The following is a 15,489-nucleotide window of genomic DNA, read 5'->3' as shown; positions in this document are numbered from 1 at the left end:
GACCGGCAGACGTCGATCGAAGTCTGCCGGCCGGGGTTGACGTCGACTGGTAGTTGGGTGGGCGACGGTGTCTCACCCGGCCTTCGAGGCTCGTCGCTTGCGCTCCTCGCACCTCAGGCAGCAGAGCTGGGCGCGTTGCGTTCTTGCGGATCAGGGAGCGTGAATCGGGTGCGCTCGTCGCACCTCAGGGAGGGAGAGGGGCCTCGTTGCTTGCGCTCCTCAGGGAGCGATCGGCCGCCGCAGCACCCCGACCAGGTGCACGCAGAGGCCGACGAGAGGGCCGACGACGAGGGCGACGCAGGTGCGGACCTCGACGTCGGCCGGGATCAGCAGCATGCCGACGGCGACGAGCGTGGCGACCCACCACCCGGCCGCGTACCAGCGGTGGGCGCCCGCGGCGATCGTGGCGGCGCCGGTGACGGTCAGCAGGGCGAGGCACGTGGCACCGGCGGTGAGGAGTGCGACGACGTAACCGTCGAGGTCGAAGTCGGCGCCGAAGATCGAGCGCAACAGCCACGGTCCGACGGCCCACGCAGCCACGACCCCGACCCCGCCGATCACTCCGACGATGCCCAGCGGAGCGATCAGCGCGGCGACTCGCCGATCCCGTCGGTCGACGAACCGTGAGATCAACACGCCCTGAAAGCTGTTGAGCGGCACCAGCAGCGGTGCGCGGGTGAGCGTCACCGCCAGGATCAATGCGCCGATGACCCGGGCTTCGTCGGCGTCGGGGGTGCCGCGCAGGTTCGCGGTCAGGTTGATCAGCACCGGGAAACCCATCACCAGGACGGCACTCGCCGCGGCGGCGGCCATCGCGGTCAGGGTGTTGGCAGTGAGACGGCGCGGTGGTACGTCGCCGCCGATCCCGACCGCGCTCCGGGCCGCCGACGAACCGAGCAGCAGCAGACACCACGATGCGGAACCGATGACGGTGATGACCAGGAAGGCAGTGGTGCCCCAGCCGGCTACGACCGCGAGAACGGCACCGGCCAGGCGGATCAGCGCGTCGACCGACAGCAACACCGCGAACGACGACCAGCTCAGCATCCCGGACAACGCGCCGCACAGGTGCGCGTACACCGCGAAGCTCGCCACCCCGACCGACAGCAGGGCCACCGACAGCCAACGTTGATCGGTGAACACCTCGCCGCTCCACAGCGGTGAGGTCGCGGCCACGAGAGCGGCCAGACCGACGCCGATCCCGACGTTCACGACCACCGGTCGCGACCGGACGATGCCGTCGGAGGCCGCGCGCACGGCACGCGTCGTCTCCTGCAGCTGACCGTTCTGCGCACCGGTGACGAGGCCATAGGCCGCCCAGAACACCGCGAAGACGCCGTATCCGATCGCGCCGAGATGCCGTGCGGCCAGCAGCAGCACGAGATAGCCCGACGCGGCGGCGATGAGCGTCGCGATCGTCACGCGTCCCAGGGACCGCGCGTCGGTGTCGGTTCCCCCGGCCGCACCGGAAGGGGTGTCCGGCGTCGGAGCCGGCCTGTCCGTCGTCACGGGATGCCTCAGGACGGAGTGGGGAACGGTGGCAGCTCGGGGGTGAACAGCCAGGCGTCCCACAGGTCCTTGAGCGGTTCCGACGAGTGGTTGGCGGCGAGCGAGATGAAGTCCTCGGTGGTCACCGACCCGTACCGATACTTCTCGGTCCACCGGCGCAGCAGTGCGAAGAAGTCACCGTCACCGATCCGCAGGCGCAGGGCGTGCAGCGTCAGTGCGCCACGCTTGTAGACCCAGTCGTCGAACATCTTGCGCGGGGTGGGATCGGCGAGCGGCACCTTCACCGGCGCCGCGTCGAGCTTCTCGTAGTAGTGGCGGGCCCATTCGTCGGCGCTACGGCCACCGGACCGCTGGCTCCACAGCCACTCGGCGTAGCAGGCGAATCCCTCGTGCAGCCAGATGTCGCGCCAGCGTGCGGCGGTCACCGAGTTGCCGAACCATTGATGGGCCAGCTCGTGGGCGATGAGGCGGTCGGCGTCGCGGCTGCCGTCGCAGTGATTGGCGCCGAAGGTCGAGAAACTCTGTGCCTCGATGGGGATTTCGAGTTCGTCGTCGGTGACGACGACGGTGTACTGCGGGAACGGATACGGCCCGAACATCTCGATGAACGCCGAGATCATGTCCATCTGCGGGCCGAAATCGATCCCGAAGTTCTCCTCGAGACGGGAGGGGATGAGCCCGGTGACCGGAAAGGGCTTGCCGGCCAACGAGATCTGCTTGTACTGGCCGATCTGGATCGACGCGAGGTAGGTGGGCATCGGCTCCACCTGCTGGTACACCCAGGTGGTCTGCGTGGCGCGGACCCGCTTGGACTCCAGCACGCCGTTCGCGAGTGCGTGGTACGGGCTGTCGGTGGTGATCGAGATCCGGTACGGCGCTTTGGCACTCGGATGGTCGTCGCACGGGAACCACGACGCCGCCCCGTTGGGTTGGTTGGCGCACAGCGAACCGTCGGTCAGTTCCTCCCAGCCCACCTCACCCCACGGGCCGCGGATCGGTCGGGGACTGCCGTGATAGCGGACGGTGATCGTCATCGCGCCGCCCGGCGGCACCGGGGTGTCGGGCGTGATGGTGAGTTTGTTGCGCCGATGGCTGTAGCGGGCGCGCTTGGCGTTGACCGTCACCCGCTGCACGGACATCGAGCCCGCGAGATCGAGGGTGAAACGCTTGAGTTCCCGCAACGACGTCGCGGTCAGGACGGCGGTGCCGTCGAGGCGATTGCTCGCGACCTTGTACTCGAGTTCGAGGTCGTAGCGGGAGACCCGGAAGCCGAGATTCCCATTGTCCGGCAGGTACGGATCGAGGACGTCCGACGGCGCGCCCAGGACGGGCTGCCCGGTGTTTCCTCGCGACCCCAGGCCAGACTTTCCCGGCACTCTCGACTCCTACTCCGTTCTGCCGTATGGCATGTTCGCCGGCGTTCGGGTGCCGTGGCCCCGGGGCGCCGGTACGGTGCTCTTTGGGTCACGACGCGGTTGCGTTTGATGACTCGATTTCGGCGTAACACCCGCGACGAGGTGATGTCGTCGCGGACACTGTGAGAGTACCTGGCGGCGGGGATCCGGGCCCGCCCGACGATGCGAGGAGCAGGGTTATGAGCGGATTCGGCAGTGTCGCGCAGTTTCTCGCGCGACTGATACTCGGCATCATCTTCATCGCCCACGGCTGGCAGAAGCTGGTGACGCAGGGGATGGATGCCACGAAGGTGGCCTTCGGTCCGGCCGGCATGGACGTGCCGTATCCCGATCTCGCCGCGTATTACGCGACGTGGGTGGAACTGGTCGGCGGCATCCTGCTGATCCTGGGCCTGTTGCTGCCCATCGTCGCCACGCTGCTGATCGCGGACATGATCGGTGCGATCGTGTTCGTGCACTGGGATGCGGGATTCTGGAACGCCGACAGCGGGTACGAATGGCCGCTGGCACTGATCGCCGGTCTCCTGGCGGTCGGCTTCACCTCGGCGGGACGTGCGGCCGCGGACAGCTACATCATGCGTCGGCGGCGTCGAACCGACGTGGTCTGAGGTTCGCAGCGCAAGCTCTTCGACGAGCAGGGTCGCCACCTCCGGACGGCCGCGCCTTCACCGGTGCAGCTGGAATGGAGGTGGCGATTCTCGTCGGCTGAGGCAGAGGCAGAGGCGTCAGGCGAACGCGAGGCCGTCGATCGTGGCCGAACTCCGCGATGCGGTGTCGTTGTCGGCGAGATCTGCCACCAGGCGCGCGATCTCGGTGCGTTCCTCGTCGGCGTGGTGCAGACCCACCCCGTCGATCTCGCCGGGGGTGAGGATTTCCAGGGGATCGGTGTCGTGCCGGTGGATCACCGCCGCACCGAGAAGGCGCTGTGCCTGACCGGGATCGATGTCCCAGCAGGCGTCGGCGGTCATCAGGTAGAGACGGACGGCCGGCGGATAGTCGTGCAGGTTCACGAGCGCCCAGGCCCAGTGCTTGGCGACGTCGACGGTGTCGGCCTCCCCGCGACCGTGGGTGCGCACGTACTTGCCGTGCAGCTCGCTGCAGAGGTAGTTCGCGTCGGTCCATAGCTGTAGATGCGACATGCAGCGGACGCAGTCGTGCAGATTGGACAGGTATTTCGTCGAGTACGGTCCCTCGCGTCGTGCCCTGACCTCGCGAAGGACGGAGAATGCGGCGAGCGCATGCTCGTATTCGCCCGCGGAGAGGAGAGCTTCGGCCTCGACCTGCAATTCCTCGATCATCTTCGTCATTCTGGTCGATTTCGCCCACGGTCACCGGCGTATTGACCGAACTGGGACAACCCGCGCCGATCCCTGGCACAGGCCTCGACAGGCTGGCATCGTGGCAAGGATGAAGGACGACATCGGCAGCACCCCCGAAGGCTCCGACGGCGAATACAGCCTCGACGAGGACGATCAGCTCCAGCCGGAGGACACCCTGGTCGACCGTGGGGTCGACGACGTCCTCGACGAGGGTTATTCACCGCCCGACCACCGGCCCAAGGGTGCTGTCCACGGGTTGACCGCCCAGGAGCAACGCGAGGGTGAGAGCCTCGACGAGCGACTGTCCGAGGAGGAGCCCGACGTCGGTGAGGTCGATCCGCTCGACGAGATCACCGCCGACGAGCGTGCGAAGAAGGACTGGCGCGCACACGATTCCGACCGGAGCGATGAGTTCGACGAGGACGACGAGGTCGGTGACCGACGAGCCGGTCGGCTGATCGCGCCGGACGAGGGTTCGGGTATCGACACCGAACCCGAGGCCGTCGCCGCCGACGCGGGCATCGACGGCGCGGGCGCCTCGGCCGAAGAGGCCGCGGTGCACTACATCTCCGATCAGGAGTAGGGGGGCCTCGATACGGCCCTCGGGCCTACTCGGCCGGCGGGTTGGGGGGCCTCGGGTGGCCCCTCGGGCCTATTCGGCCGGCGGGGCGAACTGCGCGAGAGTGTCGACGATCTTGTCGCGGATCGCGGTCTTGTCGAGCCCCAGGCCCGTGAGCGCGTCGGCCACCGAGTCGTCGGCGAACAGTCCGAGCAGGAGGTGTTCGGTGCCGACGTAGTTGTGTCCGAGATCGACGGCGACGCCGACGGTTGCCTCGAGAACCGCCTTGGCCGCGTCGTCGTAGGGCACAACGGTCGACGCCTCTGATTCCGGGATGTCCCGCGGCGCCGGGACGAGGGGTGCCACGGCCCGTGCGAACGCCTCGGCGTAGACTCCGAACTCCCGCAGCACCACGAAGACCAGGGCCTGCGGATCGTCGGTCATCGCCGCGGCCACGTGCCCGGGGGTCACGAATTCGGCCCGGTCCGCGGCCGCTGCACCGTTGGCGGCCATCAGGACGTTCGCTGCGCGGGGCGTGAACCGCGAGAACGGGTTCGACTCGTCGGCCGGTCCGCCCGCGGCATCGCCGGCGGCCGAGACCCGGTCCACGAACCGCTTCTGAGCTGCCTGTTTGCTGACCCCCATGCTGCTTCCGATCGCCGTCCACGACGCGCCGGATCGGCGGGCCTGGTCGACGAAGTGGCCGATCAGGCTGTCGGCGATCTCGTCGAGGTGGGCTGCGGCGAGCACCGCGTCGGACAGTTGGTCGAGTGGGTCGTCATGCACTTTGCGGATCGCGGCGATCAGGTCGTCGAGACGAACGGGAACGGAGTTCTGCGCCATGCGTCAACCGTAGGTTGACGAGCCCTGGGCGTCAACCCTCGGTTGACGCTTACTTGGTCCGGGGGGTCGGATGCAAGGCTGACCATCGTTGACAGCGACGGAAACCGTCGTGACGATGGATGCGGAGATCCGCCGAAGACGCCGCCGCACACTCTTTCGTTTGCCACGGGAGGCTTTCCAGTGAGCATCACCGAACCCACTGTCCGTCCCGACTCGCGATCAGACGCGGCATCCCCGGATGCCGAGCCCCCGGGAGCGGCCGCGGACGGTTCCGACATCGTCCGCCGCTTCCTCGATGTGCGGTCGCAGACAGACGCTCTCGCCGACCGGCTCTCGCCGGAGGACCAGACGCCGCAGTCGATGACCGAGGCGAGCCCCGCGAAATGGCATCGGGCGCATGTCACCTGGTTCTTCGAGGAGTTCATCCTCCGCCGGGACCCGGACTACGCGGTCTACGACGAGACGTTCCGCTACCTGTTCAACAGTTATTACGAGACCGTGGGAGAACGACACCCGCGTCCCGATCGCGGCCTCGTGACCCGACCGGGCGTGCGCGACGTGACGCGGTATCGCGAACACGTCGACGCGGCGATGGTCGCGGCCCTCGAGTCCGGCCGACTCGACGACGCCGCGCTCGGCCTGGTCGAACTCGGCTGCAATCACGAACAGCAGCACCAGGAACTGCTGCTCATGGACATCAAGCACCTGTTCTCGACGCACGCATTCGGTCCGGTCTATGTCGACCGTGAACCGGACGTGCCCGGGGAGGTCGCGCCGATCCGATGGCGCGAGTTCACCGGCGGTGTGCACGAGATCGGTGCTGTCGGAAGTGGATTCTCCTACGACAACGAGGGGCCCCGGCACCGCGTGTATCTCGAGGATTTCACGGTGTCCGACCGCCTCGTCACCAACGCCGACTGGCTGGAGTTCATGGCCGACGACGGATACCGACGTCACGAATTCTGGCTCTCCGACGGATGGGCCACGGTCAACCAAAGAGACTGGCGTGCACCGGGTTACTGGCGCGAAGAGGACGGCGGGTGGACGACCTTCACGCTGTCCGGACGCCGGCCCGTCGTGCCCGATGAGCCGGTGACCCACGTGTCGTTCTACGAGGCCGACGCCTACGCACGTTGGGCCGGCGCACGCCTCCCCACCGAATTCGAGTGGGAGGTCGCCGCGGGAACACTCGGCGACGCGCGTGGACAGCTCCTCGACCCCGACCGCTGCCATCCGGGTCGAGCCGGTTCGGCGATGGTCGGTGACGTCTGGGAGTGGACGGCCAGTGCGTATCTGCCCTACCCGGGATTCGTCCCGGCGAACGGGGCGGTGGGCGAATACAACGGCAAGTTCATGTCCGACCAGCACGTGTTGCGCGGCGCGAGCGCGGTGACTCCGGTCGGCCACGAGCGGATCACCTATCGCAACTTCTTCCCCGCCGCGTCGCGGTGGGTGTTCTCGGGACTGCGGCTCGCCCGATGACTCTTGCCGCGGACGCGCTTTCCGGGTTGTGGCAGGACCCGCCGACGCTGCCCACCAAGTGGCTCTACGACGAGCGCGGGAGCAAGCTCTTCGACGAGATCACCCGGCTGCCCGAGTACTACCCGACGCGTCGTGAGACCGCGATCCTGCGCGCACGTTCGGCCGAGATCGCCGCGGCCACACAGGCACAGGTGATGGTCGAACTGGGTTCGGGCACCTCCACCAAGACCCGGCTGCTGCTCGACGCCTTCAGCGCCGCGACACCCGACACCGAGCGATTCGCCTACGTGCCGGTCGACGTCAGCACCGAGATGCTCACGACCACGGCCGACGTGTTGTCCGCCGACTACCCGGGCATCGACGTCGTCCCGGTGGTGGCGGACTTCACCGAACCCGATCTGCGTCTGCCCGACGCCGACGGTCCTCGCATCGCCGTGTTCCTCGGCGGCACCATCGGGAACTTCGATCCCGACGCGCGGCAGGCGTTCTACCAGGGCCTGGCGAAAGCGCTCTCGCCCGGCGACTTCTTCCTGCTCGGCACCGACCTCGTCAAGGACACCGGCCGACTCGTCGCCGCCTATGACGACAAAGCCGGTGTGACAGCCGATTTCAACCGCAACCTCATCGAGGTCCTGCGAACCGGGCTCGACGCCCGCGGCCTGTACGCCGATGACTTCGAACACATCGCGCGGTGGAACCCGGGCGAACACCGCATCGAGATGTGGCTCCGTGCCCGCCGGGACATCGACGCGTACTTCGAGGTGCTGGGCCGGGCGTGGCGGCTTCCCGCCGGTACCGAGATCCACACCGAGATCAGCACGAAGTTCGAGCCCGACGCGCTGCGCGACGAACTCGAATCCGCCGGATTGCAGGTGGTCACCGTGTGGACCGACCCCGCCGGGGATTTCGCGCTCACGCTCAGCCGGCGCTGAGGCCGCTCACCCCTCGGCGAGCAGTTCCCGCACCCGCGGGATGACCTTCGTGCCGTAGAGCTCGACGCTGCGCATCAACGGGGCATGACCCAGGGTGCCGTGGGAGTACTTCATGTCGAAGCGACTCAGGCCGAGGCCCTTCGCCGTCGAGACGATCTTGCGGGCGACGGTTTCCGGCGACCCGACGAACAGTGCACCGTCGGGTCCGGTGGACCGCTCGAAGTCGAAGCGGCTGGGCGGTGGCCACCCTCGTTCGCGGCCGATCCGTGCCACGTATCCCCGGTAGTGCGGCCACAACTCCTCGCGTGCCTGCTCGTCGGTGTCGGCGATGTGTCCCGGGCAGTGGACGCCGACCGGCAGGGCGTCCTTCTCCAGGTCGGTGAGGGCGCGGTGGTAGAGGTCGACGTAGGGGCGGAAGCGGAGGGGATCGCCGCCGATGATGGCCAGCATCAGCGGGAGTCCGTACGACGCTGCGCGCACCACGGATTCGGGGCTGCCGCCCACAGCGATCCACGTGGGCAACGGAGGGTTCTCCAGTTGCGGGAACACCGGCTGTGCCCGCAACGGGCCGCGCGTCGAACCCGACCAGGTGACGGGTTTGCCGGTACGCAGTTCGGCGAAGAGCGAGAGTTTGTCGGTGAACAGCTCTTCGTAATCGGAGAGGTCGTAGCCGAACAGAGGGAACGACTCGGTGAACGAGCCGCGGCCGAGGATCACCTCGGCACGGCCCGAGGAGAGCGCGTCGACGGTCGAGAACCGCTGGAACACACGGATCGGGTCGTCGGAGCTCAGGACGGTCACGGCCGAGCCGAGGCGCATCCGACTCGTGCGTGCGGCGACGGCGCCCAGGACGACCTCGGGTGCGGACACGGAGTAGTCCGCGCGGTGATGTTCGCCGACACCGAGGAAGTCGACGCCGACCTGATCGGCCAGGATTGCCTGGTCGAGCACATCGCGCAGTGTCTGCGCGTCGGAGAGCGGGGTGCCGTCGGGGGCGGCGGTGATGTCACCGAAGGTGTCCAAGCCCAATTCGAGTTCGTGGCCGGCCGTATGTGATTCCATTGCGTCTCTCTGTTCGTCCGGTTCTGTTGCGAGCCGGAACCGGTTATGGGACACATTCTCATATGCGGCAAAGGGTGTGCCGCTACGTCGTGCTAATAGTCCTCACGGCCACTTTGGCCTGACAGAGCAGTACCGAGGGTATTGCTGTGCCATGCTTCTATCCGTCAGGGGACCATTGTGAAGTGGTCCTTTTCTTCTAGAAAGAGGAGACCTTCATGTGGGACTCATTCTGGGATTTCATCTGGTACACCATCGTCATCTTCGCGTTCGTGGCGTACCTGATTGTCCTGTGGCACATCATCACCGACCTGTTCCGTGACAAGAAGGCGTCGGGCTGGCAGAAGGCCGTCTGGGTGGTCTTCCTGATCATCTTCCCGTACCTCACCGCCATCGTGTACCTCCTGGCCAAGGGCAAGGGCATGGCCGAGCGTCAGCGCGAGGCCTACACCGAGGCCAAGCAGGCCTCCGACGAGTACATCAAGTCGGTCGCGGGAACCTCTCCGACCCAGCAGATCACCGAGGCGAAGGCTCTCCTGGACTCCGGTGCCATCACGCCCGAAGAGTTCGAGCACCTGAAGTCGAAGGCTCTCGGCGGAGCGGCCTGAGTCACGGTACGGTCGTCACACCGACCTGACGACGACCTGGAGCCGCGGTGATCGGATACCTGTGTAAACGCATCGCGGCCTGGGCTGTCCTCGTCTTCCTGGCAACCAATCTGACCTATCTCCTGGCCACCTGGTTCCTCGACCCCCGATCCAATTACGCCGTCCGCCGACCCCCGTTGCCGGAAAGCGTCGTCGACGCCACGCTGTCCTCCCACAACCTCAACGACAAGACCCCGCTGGTCGAGCGTTGGTGGAACTGGCTGACCGGCGTGGTGCTGCACTGGGATTGGGGGTCGACGCCGGTCGGTGAGAGTGTCAACAGCGAGATCGGTTTCCGGCTGGTCTCCTCGGTGCAGCTGCTCGCCGCCGCCACCATCATCTCCACCCTGCTCGGTATCGCCCTGGGCGTCTACACCGCGCTTCGTCAGTACAAACTCGCCGACCGTGCGTGGCAGTTCATCTCGATCGCGATGATCAACCTGCCGGTTCCCGTTGTCGGCCTGGGCATCGTGCTCGCCGCCATCTCTCTCAACCAGTCGCTCGGCCACAGCGTCGTCTACGTCTCCGGGGCGTCGAGCGTGGGGGTCGAGGGTTTCTTCCCGGTGCTGCTGGACCGTGTCCAGCACCTCATCCTCCCGACGATCACCCTGGTCGTGATCCAGTACGCGGGACTGCATCTCCTCCAGCGGTCGATGGTGCTCGACACCATCAACGCCGACTACGTCCGCACGGCTCGCGCGAAGGGGCTCACCCGTGGCGTGGCGGTTCGACGACATGCGTTGCGCACGGCCATCATCCCGGTGGCCGTCGGCATCGCCTTCGCGATCCCCGCGGTGTTCACCGGCGCAGTCCTCACCGAGACCATCTTCGGATGGGAGGGGATGGGCAGGTACTTCGTCACCTCCATCAACACCAACGACATCCACGGGGTCGTCGCCGTCGCCGCCTTCGGTGCCCTGGCCACCGCGGTCGGCGCGATCCTCGCCGACCTCGCCGTGGTCTACCTCGACCCGAGAGTGCGGGTGAGCTGAGATGGCCATGCTCCCGCCGGAACCGCGCGGGCCGCAGTCCGGACACCTCGACGCGACCGCCCCGATCATGGGTGAGACCGGCGGTGTCCTCGACGAATCGGACACCGCTTCGGCGCCACTGGCCCGGCGACGTAGCGGCCGGGTCGAGATCTTCGCGAAACGATACGCGCGCAACCGGTCCGCGCTGCTGGGTCTGGTTATCTTCGTCCTGCTCGTGCTCTTCGCCGTCTTCGGCGGATTGTTCACCGCCTACTCCTACACCGACACCGATTTCCTGGCGATCGGTTTCCCGCCGTCGACCCACGGGGCCGAAGGCGCCCATTGGTTCGGCACCAACGACGCCGGCAACGACCTGTATGCGCAGGTGGTGCACGGACTCCAGCGCTCGCTGACGATCGCCCTGGTCGTGTCGATCGGGACGACCGCGATCGCGGCATTCCTCGGCGGCGTCGCCGCCTACTTCGGCGGCTGGGTGCAGCGCGTCGTCCTGGGCGTCGTCTACCTGCTCCTCGTGGTGCCGACGTTCCTCATCCTCGCCCTGGTCTCCAACAACACCGGCGGTGACTGGCGGTGGCTGATCGTCGTGCTCATCGCGTTCGGCTGGATGATGTTGGCGCGCGTGATCCATTCGCTGGCGCTGACCGTCCGCGAGCGCGACTACGTCGCCGCCGCACAGTATCTGGGCGTGTCCCCGGTCATGATCATCCTCCGGCACATCCTGCCCAACATTGCTTCGTTGCTGGTCGTCAACTTCGCCCTCGGCGTCGTGGCCACGGTGCTCGCCGAGACCGGGCTGTCGTTCCTCGGGTTCGGCGTGAAGATCCCCGACGTCACCCTCGGCTCCTTGCTGCAGGCGGGTGCCGGGACGCTGGCCGCGTCGCCGTGGCTGTTCTGGTTCCCCGCGGCCGCGCTGGCACTCCTCACGGTCTCGATGGCGCTCATCGCCGACGGCCTGCGCGACGCCTTCGACCCGACCTCGCGTGGAGGTGCCCGTCGATGACGAATCCCGATGCGGTGCTGACGGTCCGGGATCTCAGAGTGGACTTCGGTAGCGAGGCAGGCACGGTGGAGGCCGTCCGCGGTCTCGACGTCGACCTGCGGGCCGGCCGGACCACCGCCATCGTCGGTGAATCCGGGTCGGGGAAATCGGTGTCGGCTCTGGCGGTTCTGGGGCTGCTGCCGGACACCGCACGCGTCAGCGGATCGGTCGCGCTACGGAACCGAGAACTGATCGGGTTGTCGGACAAGGAGATGTCCGCGGTCCGGGGTTCGGAGATCGCCATGGTCTTCCAGGATCCGTTGTCGTCGTTGACCCCGGTGTTCACCGTGGGAGCGCAGATCTCCGAGGCGCTGCGGGCCCATCAGTCCATCACCGCCAAGCAGGCCTGGTCGCGGTCGGTCGAACTGCTCGACCTGGTCGGGATCGGTGATCCGCAGCGACGCGCCAGGGCCTTTCCGCACGAGTTGTCCGGCGGGATGCGCCAACGCGTGATGATCGCGATCGCGATCGCCAACGACCCGTCGGTGATCATCGCCGACGAACCGACCACCGCGCTCGACGTGACCATCCAGGCGCAGATCCTCGACGTGCTCGCCACCGCCCGACGCGAGACCGGCGCCGCGATGCTGCTCATCACGCACGATCTCGGCGTCGTCGCCGGGCAGGCCGACGACGTCGTGGTGATGTACGCCGGCCGGGCGGTCGAGACCGCCGACGTCGACACGCTGTTCGGCGAGCCGCGGATGCCGTACACGATCGGATTGGTGGGAGCGGTGCCGCGGGTGGACCGCCGGACCGATGCGCTCATCCCCATCCCGGGAACGCCTCCGGTTCTCATCGACGTGCAGAACCGCTGCCAGTTCGCACCACGGTGTCCCGTCGCGATCGACGACTGCCGCCGGAGCGAACCGGAACCGGTGGAGGTGACCGGCGACCACCGGGTTGCGTGTATCCGAATGGGGGAGATCGACGTCGACGGTCGGATCGGCGGCGAGCCGGTGTTCCCGCCGCCCGACGTGCCGGCGGCATCGATCGCAGCCGTTGACCGGCAGGAACGGCCAACCGTTCTCGATGTGGTGGGTATGACCAAGGTCTTCCCGCTGACGAGCGGTTTCCTCAAGCGCCGGGTGGGTTCGGTGCGGGCGGTCAACGGGATCAGCTTCGACATCCGGCGCGGCGAGTCGATGGCCCTCGTCGGGGAGTCGGGTAGCGGCAAGTCGACGACGCTGCTGGAGATCATGGACTTCGCGCAACCCGAGGGCGTCGTCCGGATCGGCGGGGTGGACCCGGCGGCGGTCAGGTCACGGGAGGCCCGCGCGCTGCGACAGAAGACGTCGATCGTCTTCCAGGATCCGTCGGATGCGCTCGACCCGCGGTTCACGGCCTTCGACATCATCGCCGAACCGCTTCGCGCGCTGGGGGTCTCGAAGGCAGAGACCGAACAGAAGGTCACGGGCCTCATGCGGCGCGTCGGACTGGATCCCGTTCACGCCGACCGTTTCCCCGCCGCCTTCTCCGGCGGCCAGCGACAACGTCTCGCGATCGCGCGAGCACTCGCCACCGACCCCGACCTGATCGTCCTCGACGAGCCGCTGTCGGCCCTCGACGTCTCGGTGCAGGCGGACGTCGTCAACCTGATCCGTCGCCTGCAGGCTGACGGTGATGTGGCGTATCTGGTTGTCGCCCACGATCTCTCCGTGGTCCGGCATCTGGCCGATCGCGTCGCGGTGATGTATCTGGGTTCGATCGTGGAGTCCGGACCCACCGAGGCGGTCTTCGCCGAACCCGCGCATCCCTACACCCGGGCACTCTTGTCGGCGGTGCCCGTTCCGAACCCGCGCGTCGAACGGCAGCGACAGCGCATCGTCCTGACCGGTGAACAACCCAGCGCGACAGACGAGATCGTCGGATGCAGTTTCACCAACCGTTGTCCGTTGCATGCGCAGCTCGACGAGGAACGCCGTGCACGTTGCCGGACGGTGATCCCCGAACTCCGCCCGGCCGCGGAGGGTGACACGGCGGATCACCGGGCCGCATGCCATTTCCTGGAGGTGGAGCGGTGAGGCGCTGTGTGAGGCTGATCGCGGCGGTCGCGATGACCGTCGCCTGTGTGACCGGTTGCGGTGCTGCGCTGGACACCGGTGCAGTCGCGACGGAGGGTGCTTCTCTCAATCCGCAGCCCCGGGAGAACCTCGAGGACGGCGGCAGCCTCACAACGGCCCTCACCGAGGTGTCCCCGCAGTGGAACACCTTCCATGCCGACGGCACCGCGTACACCCTGGCCCTGTGGCGTTGGTACAATCCGGTGCTCGCCTACTTCTCACCGGACGGGCAGTACGCACCCAATCCCGACTACCTCACCGACGTCCGTACGGAGACCGTCGGCCGGGACACCGTGGTCACCTACACCGTCAACCCGAAGGCCTTCTTCAACGACGGCACACCGATCGACTACCGCGCTTTCGTCGAGACCTGGCGCACGAGCCGGGGCGTCGACGATCGCTACCTCGTCAGTTCCACCGACGGGTACAGCCAGATCGCCTCGGTCACCCGCGGTGCCGACGACCGTGAGGTCATCGTCCGCTTCGACGGTGTCTACGCCTGGCCCGAGGGCCTGTTCAACGTCGTGCTCCATCCGAAGGCCGCAGCCCCCGACGTCTACAACGAGGGTTATGTCCGGAAGCCGCATCCCGAATGGGGCGCCGGGCCGTTCACGATCGCCTCGTACGACGCCGACAACGGGACCGTCGTCTTCGAACGAAATCCCAAGTGGTGGGGACAACCCGGCAAACTCGACCGACGGATCTTCCGGCAGATGGAGCCCCAGGCGGCGCTCAACGCCTTCCAGAACGGTGAGATCGACGCGACCGGGGTCGCGGCCAAAGATGCACGTGCGCGGGTCCTCACGATGAACGGGATCGACATCCGGACCGCCGCGTCACCGCAGCAGGCGCTGCTCGTCCTGAACCTCGATGCGCCGATCCTCTCCGACCGGACCGTCCGGCAGGCGGTGTTCGCCGCGATCGACCGGGACACGCTCGCGCGCATCAGGTTCACGGGACTCAACTACACCGAGAAGCTCCCGGGGTCGTTGTCGCTGTACCCCTTCCAGCCCGGGTACGAGGACAACCTGGCGGGTGTGGTGTCCTATGACCCCGGCAGAGCCGTCGAGTTGCTGGAGGGCGCCGGGTGGCGCACGGGGGACGACGGTGTGCGCCGCAAGGACGGCAAACGGCTGTCGCTGGTGTTGCCCAACGTCGGCGACGACGCGACCACGCTCAACCTGTCACGTGCACTGCAGGCGATCCTGGGCAAGGTCGGGATCGAGCTGACTGTGCAGCAGCGTCCCTCGGCAGACTTCTCGGCCGTCGTCGTCAACAAGGAATTCGACCTGTTCATGATGGGCTTCTCGTCGAGCGACCCGTTCGGCATGGCCTACTTCTGTCAGGTCTGGTGCAGCGACTCGCAATTCAACCCTGCCGGCGCCGGATCCCCGGAACTCGACGCCCAGATTCGGGCGATGTCGAGGATCGGCGACCCGATGGCCCAGATCGCGGCTGGGAACCGGATCGAACGCGAGGCCTTCGCCCAGTTCTCCAACCTCCCGCTGTTCAACGGCCCGTCCATGGTCGCGGTGAAGGAAGGCCTCGCCAATTACGGCGCCGGGCAGTTCTACGTCGGTCCCGTCGAGGACATCGGCTGGGAGAAGTAGGTCTGCGCCTACCCTCCCGG

Annotated in this window: 14 protein-coding genes; 9 read left to right on the top strand and 5 right to left on the bottom strand. The window is 67.3% G+C overall.

Annotation, left to right across the window (positions count from 1 at the left end; all coding sequences use genetic code 11):
- Positions 1–219: 219 nt before the first annotated feature.
- Positions 220–1,509, bottom strand: coding sequence for a polysaccharide biosynthesis protein (locus OK17_RS20265; protein WP_461418539.1), 1,290 nt, complete (start codon positions 1,507–1,509; stop codon positions 220–222).
- Between the two features lie 8 nt (positions 1,510–1,517).
- On the bottom strand, positions 1,518–2,885 hold the full coding sequence (locus tag OK17_RS20260; RefSeq protein WP_461418538.1) for a M1 family metallopeptidase: 1,368 nt from the start codon (positions 2,883–2,885) through the stop codon (positions 1,518–1,520).
- Positions 2,886–3,103: 218 nt separating this feature from the next.
- On the opposite strand from OK17_RS20260, the gene OK17_RS20255 reads away from it, so the two are divergent.
- Positions 3,104–3,532 carry a DoxX family protein gene (locus OK17_RS20255; protein ID WP_006356906.1) on the top strand — a complete coding sequence of 143 codons (429 nt, stop codon included), beginning with the start codon at positions 3,104–3,106 and terminating at the stop codon, positions 3,530–3,532.
- 117 nt (positions 3,533–3,649) lie between these two features.
- Here OK17_RS20255 and OK17_RS20250 read toward each other — a convergent pair whose 3' ends face one another.
- Positions 3,650–4,222 carry a hypothetical protein gene (locus tag OK17_RS20250; RefSeq protein WP_461418541.1) on the bottom strand — a complete coding sequence of 191 codons (573 nt, stop codon included), beginning with the start codon at positions 4,220–4,222 and terminating at the stop codon, positions 3,650–3,652.
- Positions 4,223–4,331: 109 nt separating this feature from the next.
- On the opposite strand from OK17_RS20250, the gene OK17_RS20245 reads away from it, so the two are divergent.
- Positions 4,332–4,826: a DUF5709 domain-containing protein gene (locus OK17_RS20245; RefSeq protein WP_461418540.1), complete on the top strand. Its 495-nt coding sequence runs from the start codon at positions 4,332–4,334 to the stop codon at positions 4,824–4,826.
- 69 nt (positions 4,827–4,895) lie between these two features.
- Here OK17_RS20245 and OK17_RS20240 read toward each other — a convergent pair whose 3' ends face one another.
- Positions 4,896–5,645: a Clp protease N-terminal domain-containing protein gene (locus OK17_RS20240; protein ID WP_461418537.1), complete on the bottom strand. Its 750-nt coding sequence runs from the start codon at positions 5,643–5,645 to the stop codon at positions 4,896–4,898.
- A 180-nt stretch (positions 5,646–5,825) separates the two neighbouring features.
- Between OK17_RS20240 and egtB the strand changes: the two genes are divergently transcribed.
- Positions 5,826–7,127: an ergothioneine biosynthesis protein EgtB gene (gene egtB, locus OK17_RS20235; RefSeq protein ID WP_461418536.1), complete on the top strand. Its 1,302-nt coding sequence runs from the start codon at positions 5,826–5,828 to the stop codon at positions 7,125–7,127.
- Positions 7,124–8,059 carry an L-histidine N(alpha)-methyltransferase gene (gene egtD, locus OK17_RS20230; RefSeq protein ID WP_461418535.1) on the top strand — a complete coding sequence of 312 codons (936 nt, stop codon included), beginning with the start codon at positions 7,124–7,126 and terminating at the stop codon, positions 8,057–8,059. The genes egtB and egtD overlap by 4 nt, the downstream gene beginning before the upstream one ends.
- 6 nt (positions 8,060–8,065) lie before the next feature.
- Here egtD and OK17_RS20225 read toward each other — a convergent pair whose 3' ends face one another.
- Positions 8,066–9,121: an LLM class flavin-dependent oxidoreductase gene (locus OK17_RS20225; RefSeq protein WP_461418534.1), complete on the bottom strand. Its 1,056-nt coding sequence runs from the start codon at positions 9,119–9,121 to the stop codon at positions 8,066–8,068.
- A gap of 215 nt (positions 9,122–9,336) precedes the next feature.
- Here OK17_RS20225 and OK17_RS20220 point away from each other — a divergent pair, with 215 nt between their 5' ends.
- From OK17_RS20220 to OK17_RS20200, 5 genes are read left to right on the top strand one after another with little or no spacing between them, the layout of a single operon-like run.
- On the top strand, positions 9,337–9,726 hold the full coding sequence (locus OK17_RS20220; protein ID WP_006866689.1) for an SHOCT domain-containing protein: 390 nt from the start codon (positions 9,337–9,339) through the stop codon (positions 9,724–9,726).
- Positions 9,727–9,773: 47 nt separating this feature from the next.
- Positions 9,774–10,757 (top strand): ABC transporter permease, encoded by a 984-nt coding sequence (locus tag OK17_RS20215; RefSeq protein ID WP_154883879.1) that lies wholly within the window; start codon positions 9,774–9,776, stop codon positions 10,755–10,757.
- Between the two features lies 1 nt (position 10,758).
- Positions 10,759–11,757: an ABC transporter permease gene (locus tag OK17_RS20210; protein WP_461418533.1), complete on the top strand. Its 999-nt coding sequence runs from the start codon at positions 10,759–10,761 to the stop codon at positions 11,755–11,757.
- Positions 11,754–13,820 carry a dipeptide ABC transporter ATP-binding protein gene (locus OK17_RS20205; RefSeq protein WP_461418532.1) on the top strand — a complete coding sequence of 689 codons (2,067 nt, stop codon included), beginning with the start codon at positions 11,754–11,756 and terminating at the stop codon, positions 13,818–13,820. Before OK17_RS20210 ends, OK17_RS20205 begins: the two co-directional genes overlap by 4 nt.
- Positions 13,793–15,469: an ABC transporter family substrate-binding protein gene (locus OK17_RS20200; RefSeq protein ID WP_461418531.1), complete on the top strand. Its 1,677-nt coding sequence runs from the start codon at positions 13,793–13,795 to the stop codon at positions 15,467–15,469. The genes OK17_RS20205 and OK17_RS20200 overlap by 28 nt, the downstream gene beginning before the upstream one ends.
- Positions 15,470–15,489 lie beyond the last annotated feature (20 nt).

This window comes from Gordonia sp. GN26 (assembly GCF_054823965.1).
This window is presented reverse-complemented; position numbering and strand designations above follow the sequence as displayed.

Coding starts and splice junctions, on each gene's coding strand:
- OK17_RS20220 (WP_006866689.1), top strand. CDS start 9,337: ATGTGGGACTCATTCTGGGATTTCATCTGGTACACCATCGTCATCTTC.
- egtD (WP_461418535.1), top strand. CDS start 7,124: ATGACTCTTGCCGCGGACGCGCTTTCCGGGTTGTGGCAGGACCCGCCG.
- OK17_RS20245 (WP_461418540.1), top strand. CDS start 4,332: ATGAAGGACGACATCGGCAGCACCCCCGAAGGCTCCGACGGCGAATAC.
- OK17_RS20210 (WP_461418533.1), top strand. CDS start 10,759: ATGGCCATGCTCCCGCCGGAACCGCGCGGGCCGCAGTCCGGACACCTC.
- OK17_RS20250 (WP_461418541.1), bottom strand. CDS start 4,222: ATGATCGAGGAATTGCAGGTCGAGGCCGAAGCTCTCCTCTCCGCGGGC.
- OK17_RS20240 (WP_461418537.1), bottom strand. CDS start 5,645: ATGGCGCAGAACTCCGTTCCCGTTCGTCTCGACGACCTGATCGCCGCG.
- OK17_RS20225 (WP_461418534.1), bottom strand. CDS start 9,121: ATGGAATCACATACGGCCGGCCACGAACTCGAATTGGGCTTGGACACC.
- OK17_RS20205 (WP_461418532.1), top strand. CDS start 11,754: ATGACGAATCCCGATGCGGTGCTGACGGTCCGGGATCTCAGAGTGGAC.
- OK17_RS20200 (WP_461418531.1), top strand. CDS start 13,793: ATGCCATTTCCTGGAGGTGGAGCGGTGAGGCGCTGTGTGAGGCTGATC.
- OK17_RS20255 (WP_006356906.1), top strand. CDS start 3,104: ATGAGCGGATTCGGCAGTGTCGCGCAGTTTCTCGCGCGACTGATACTC.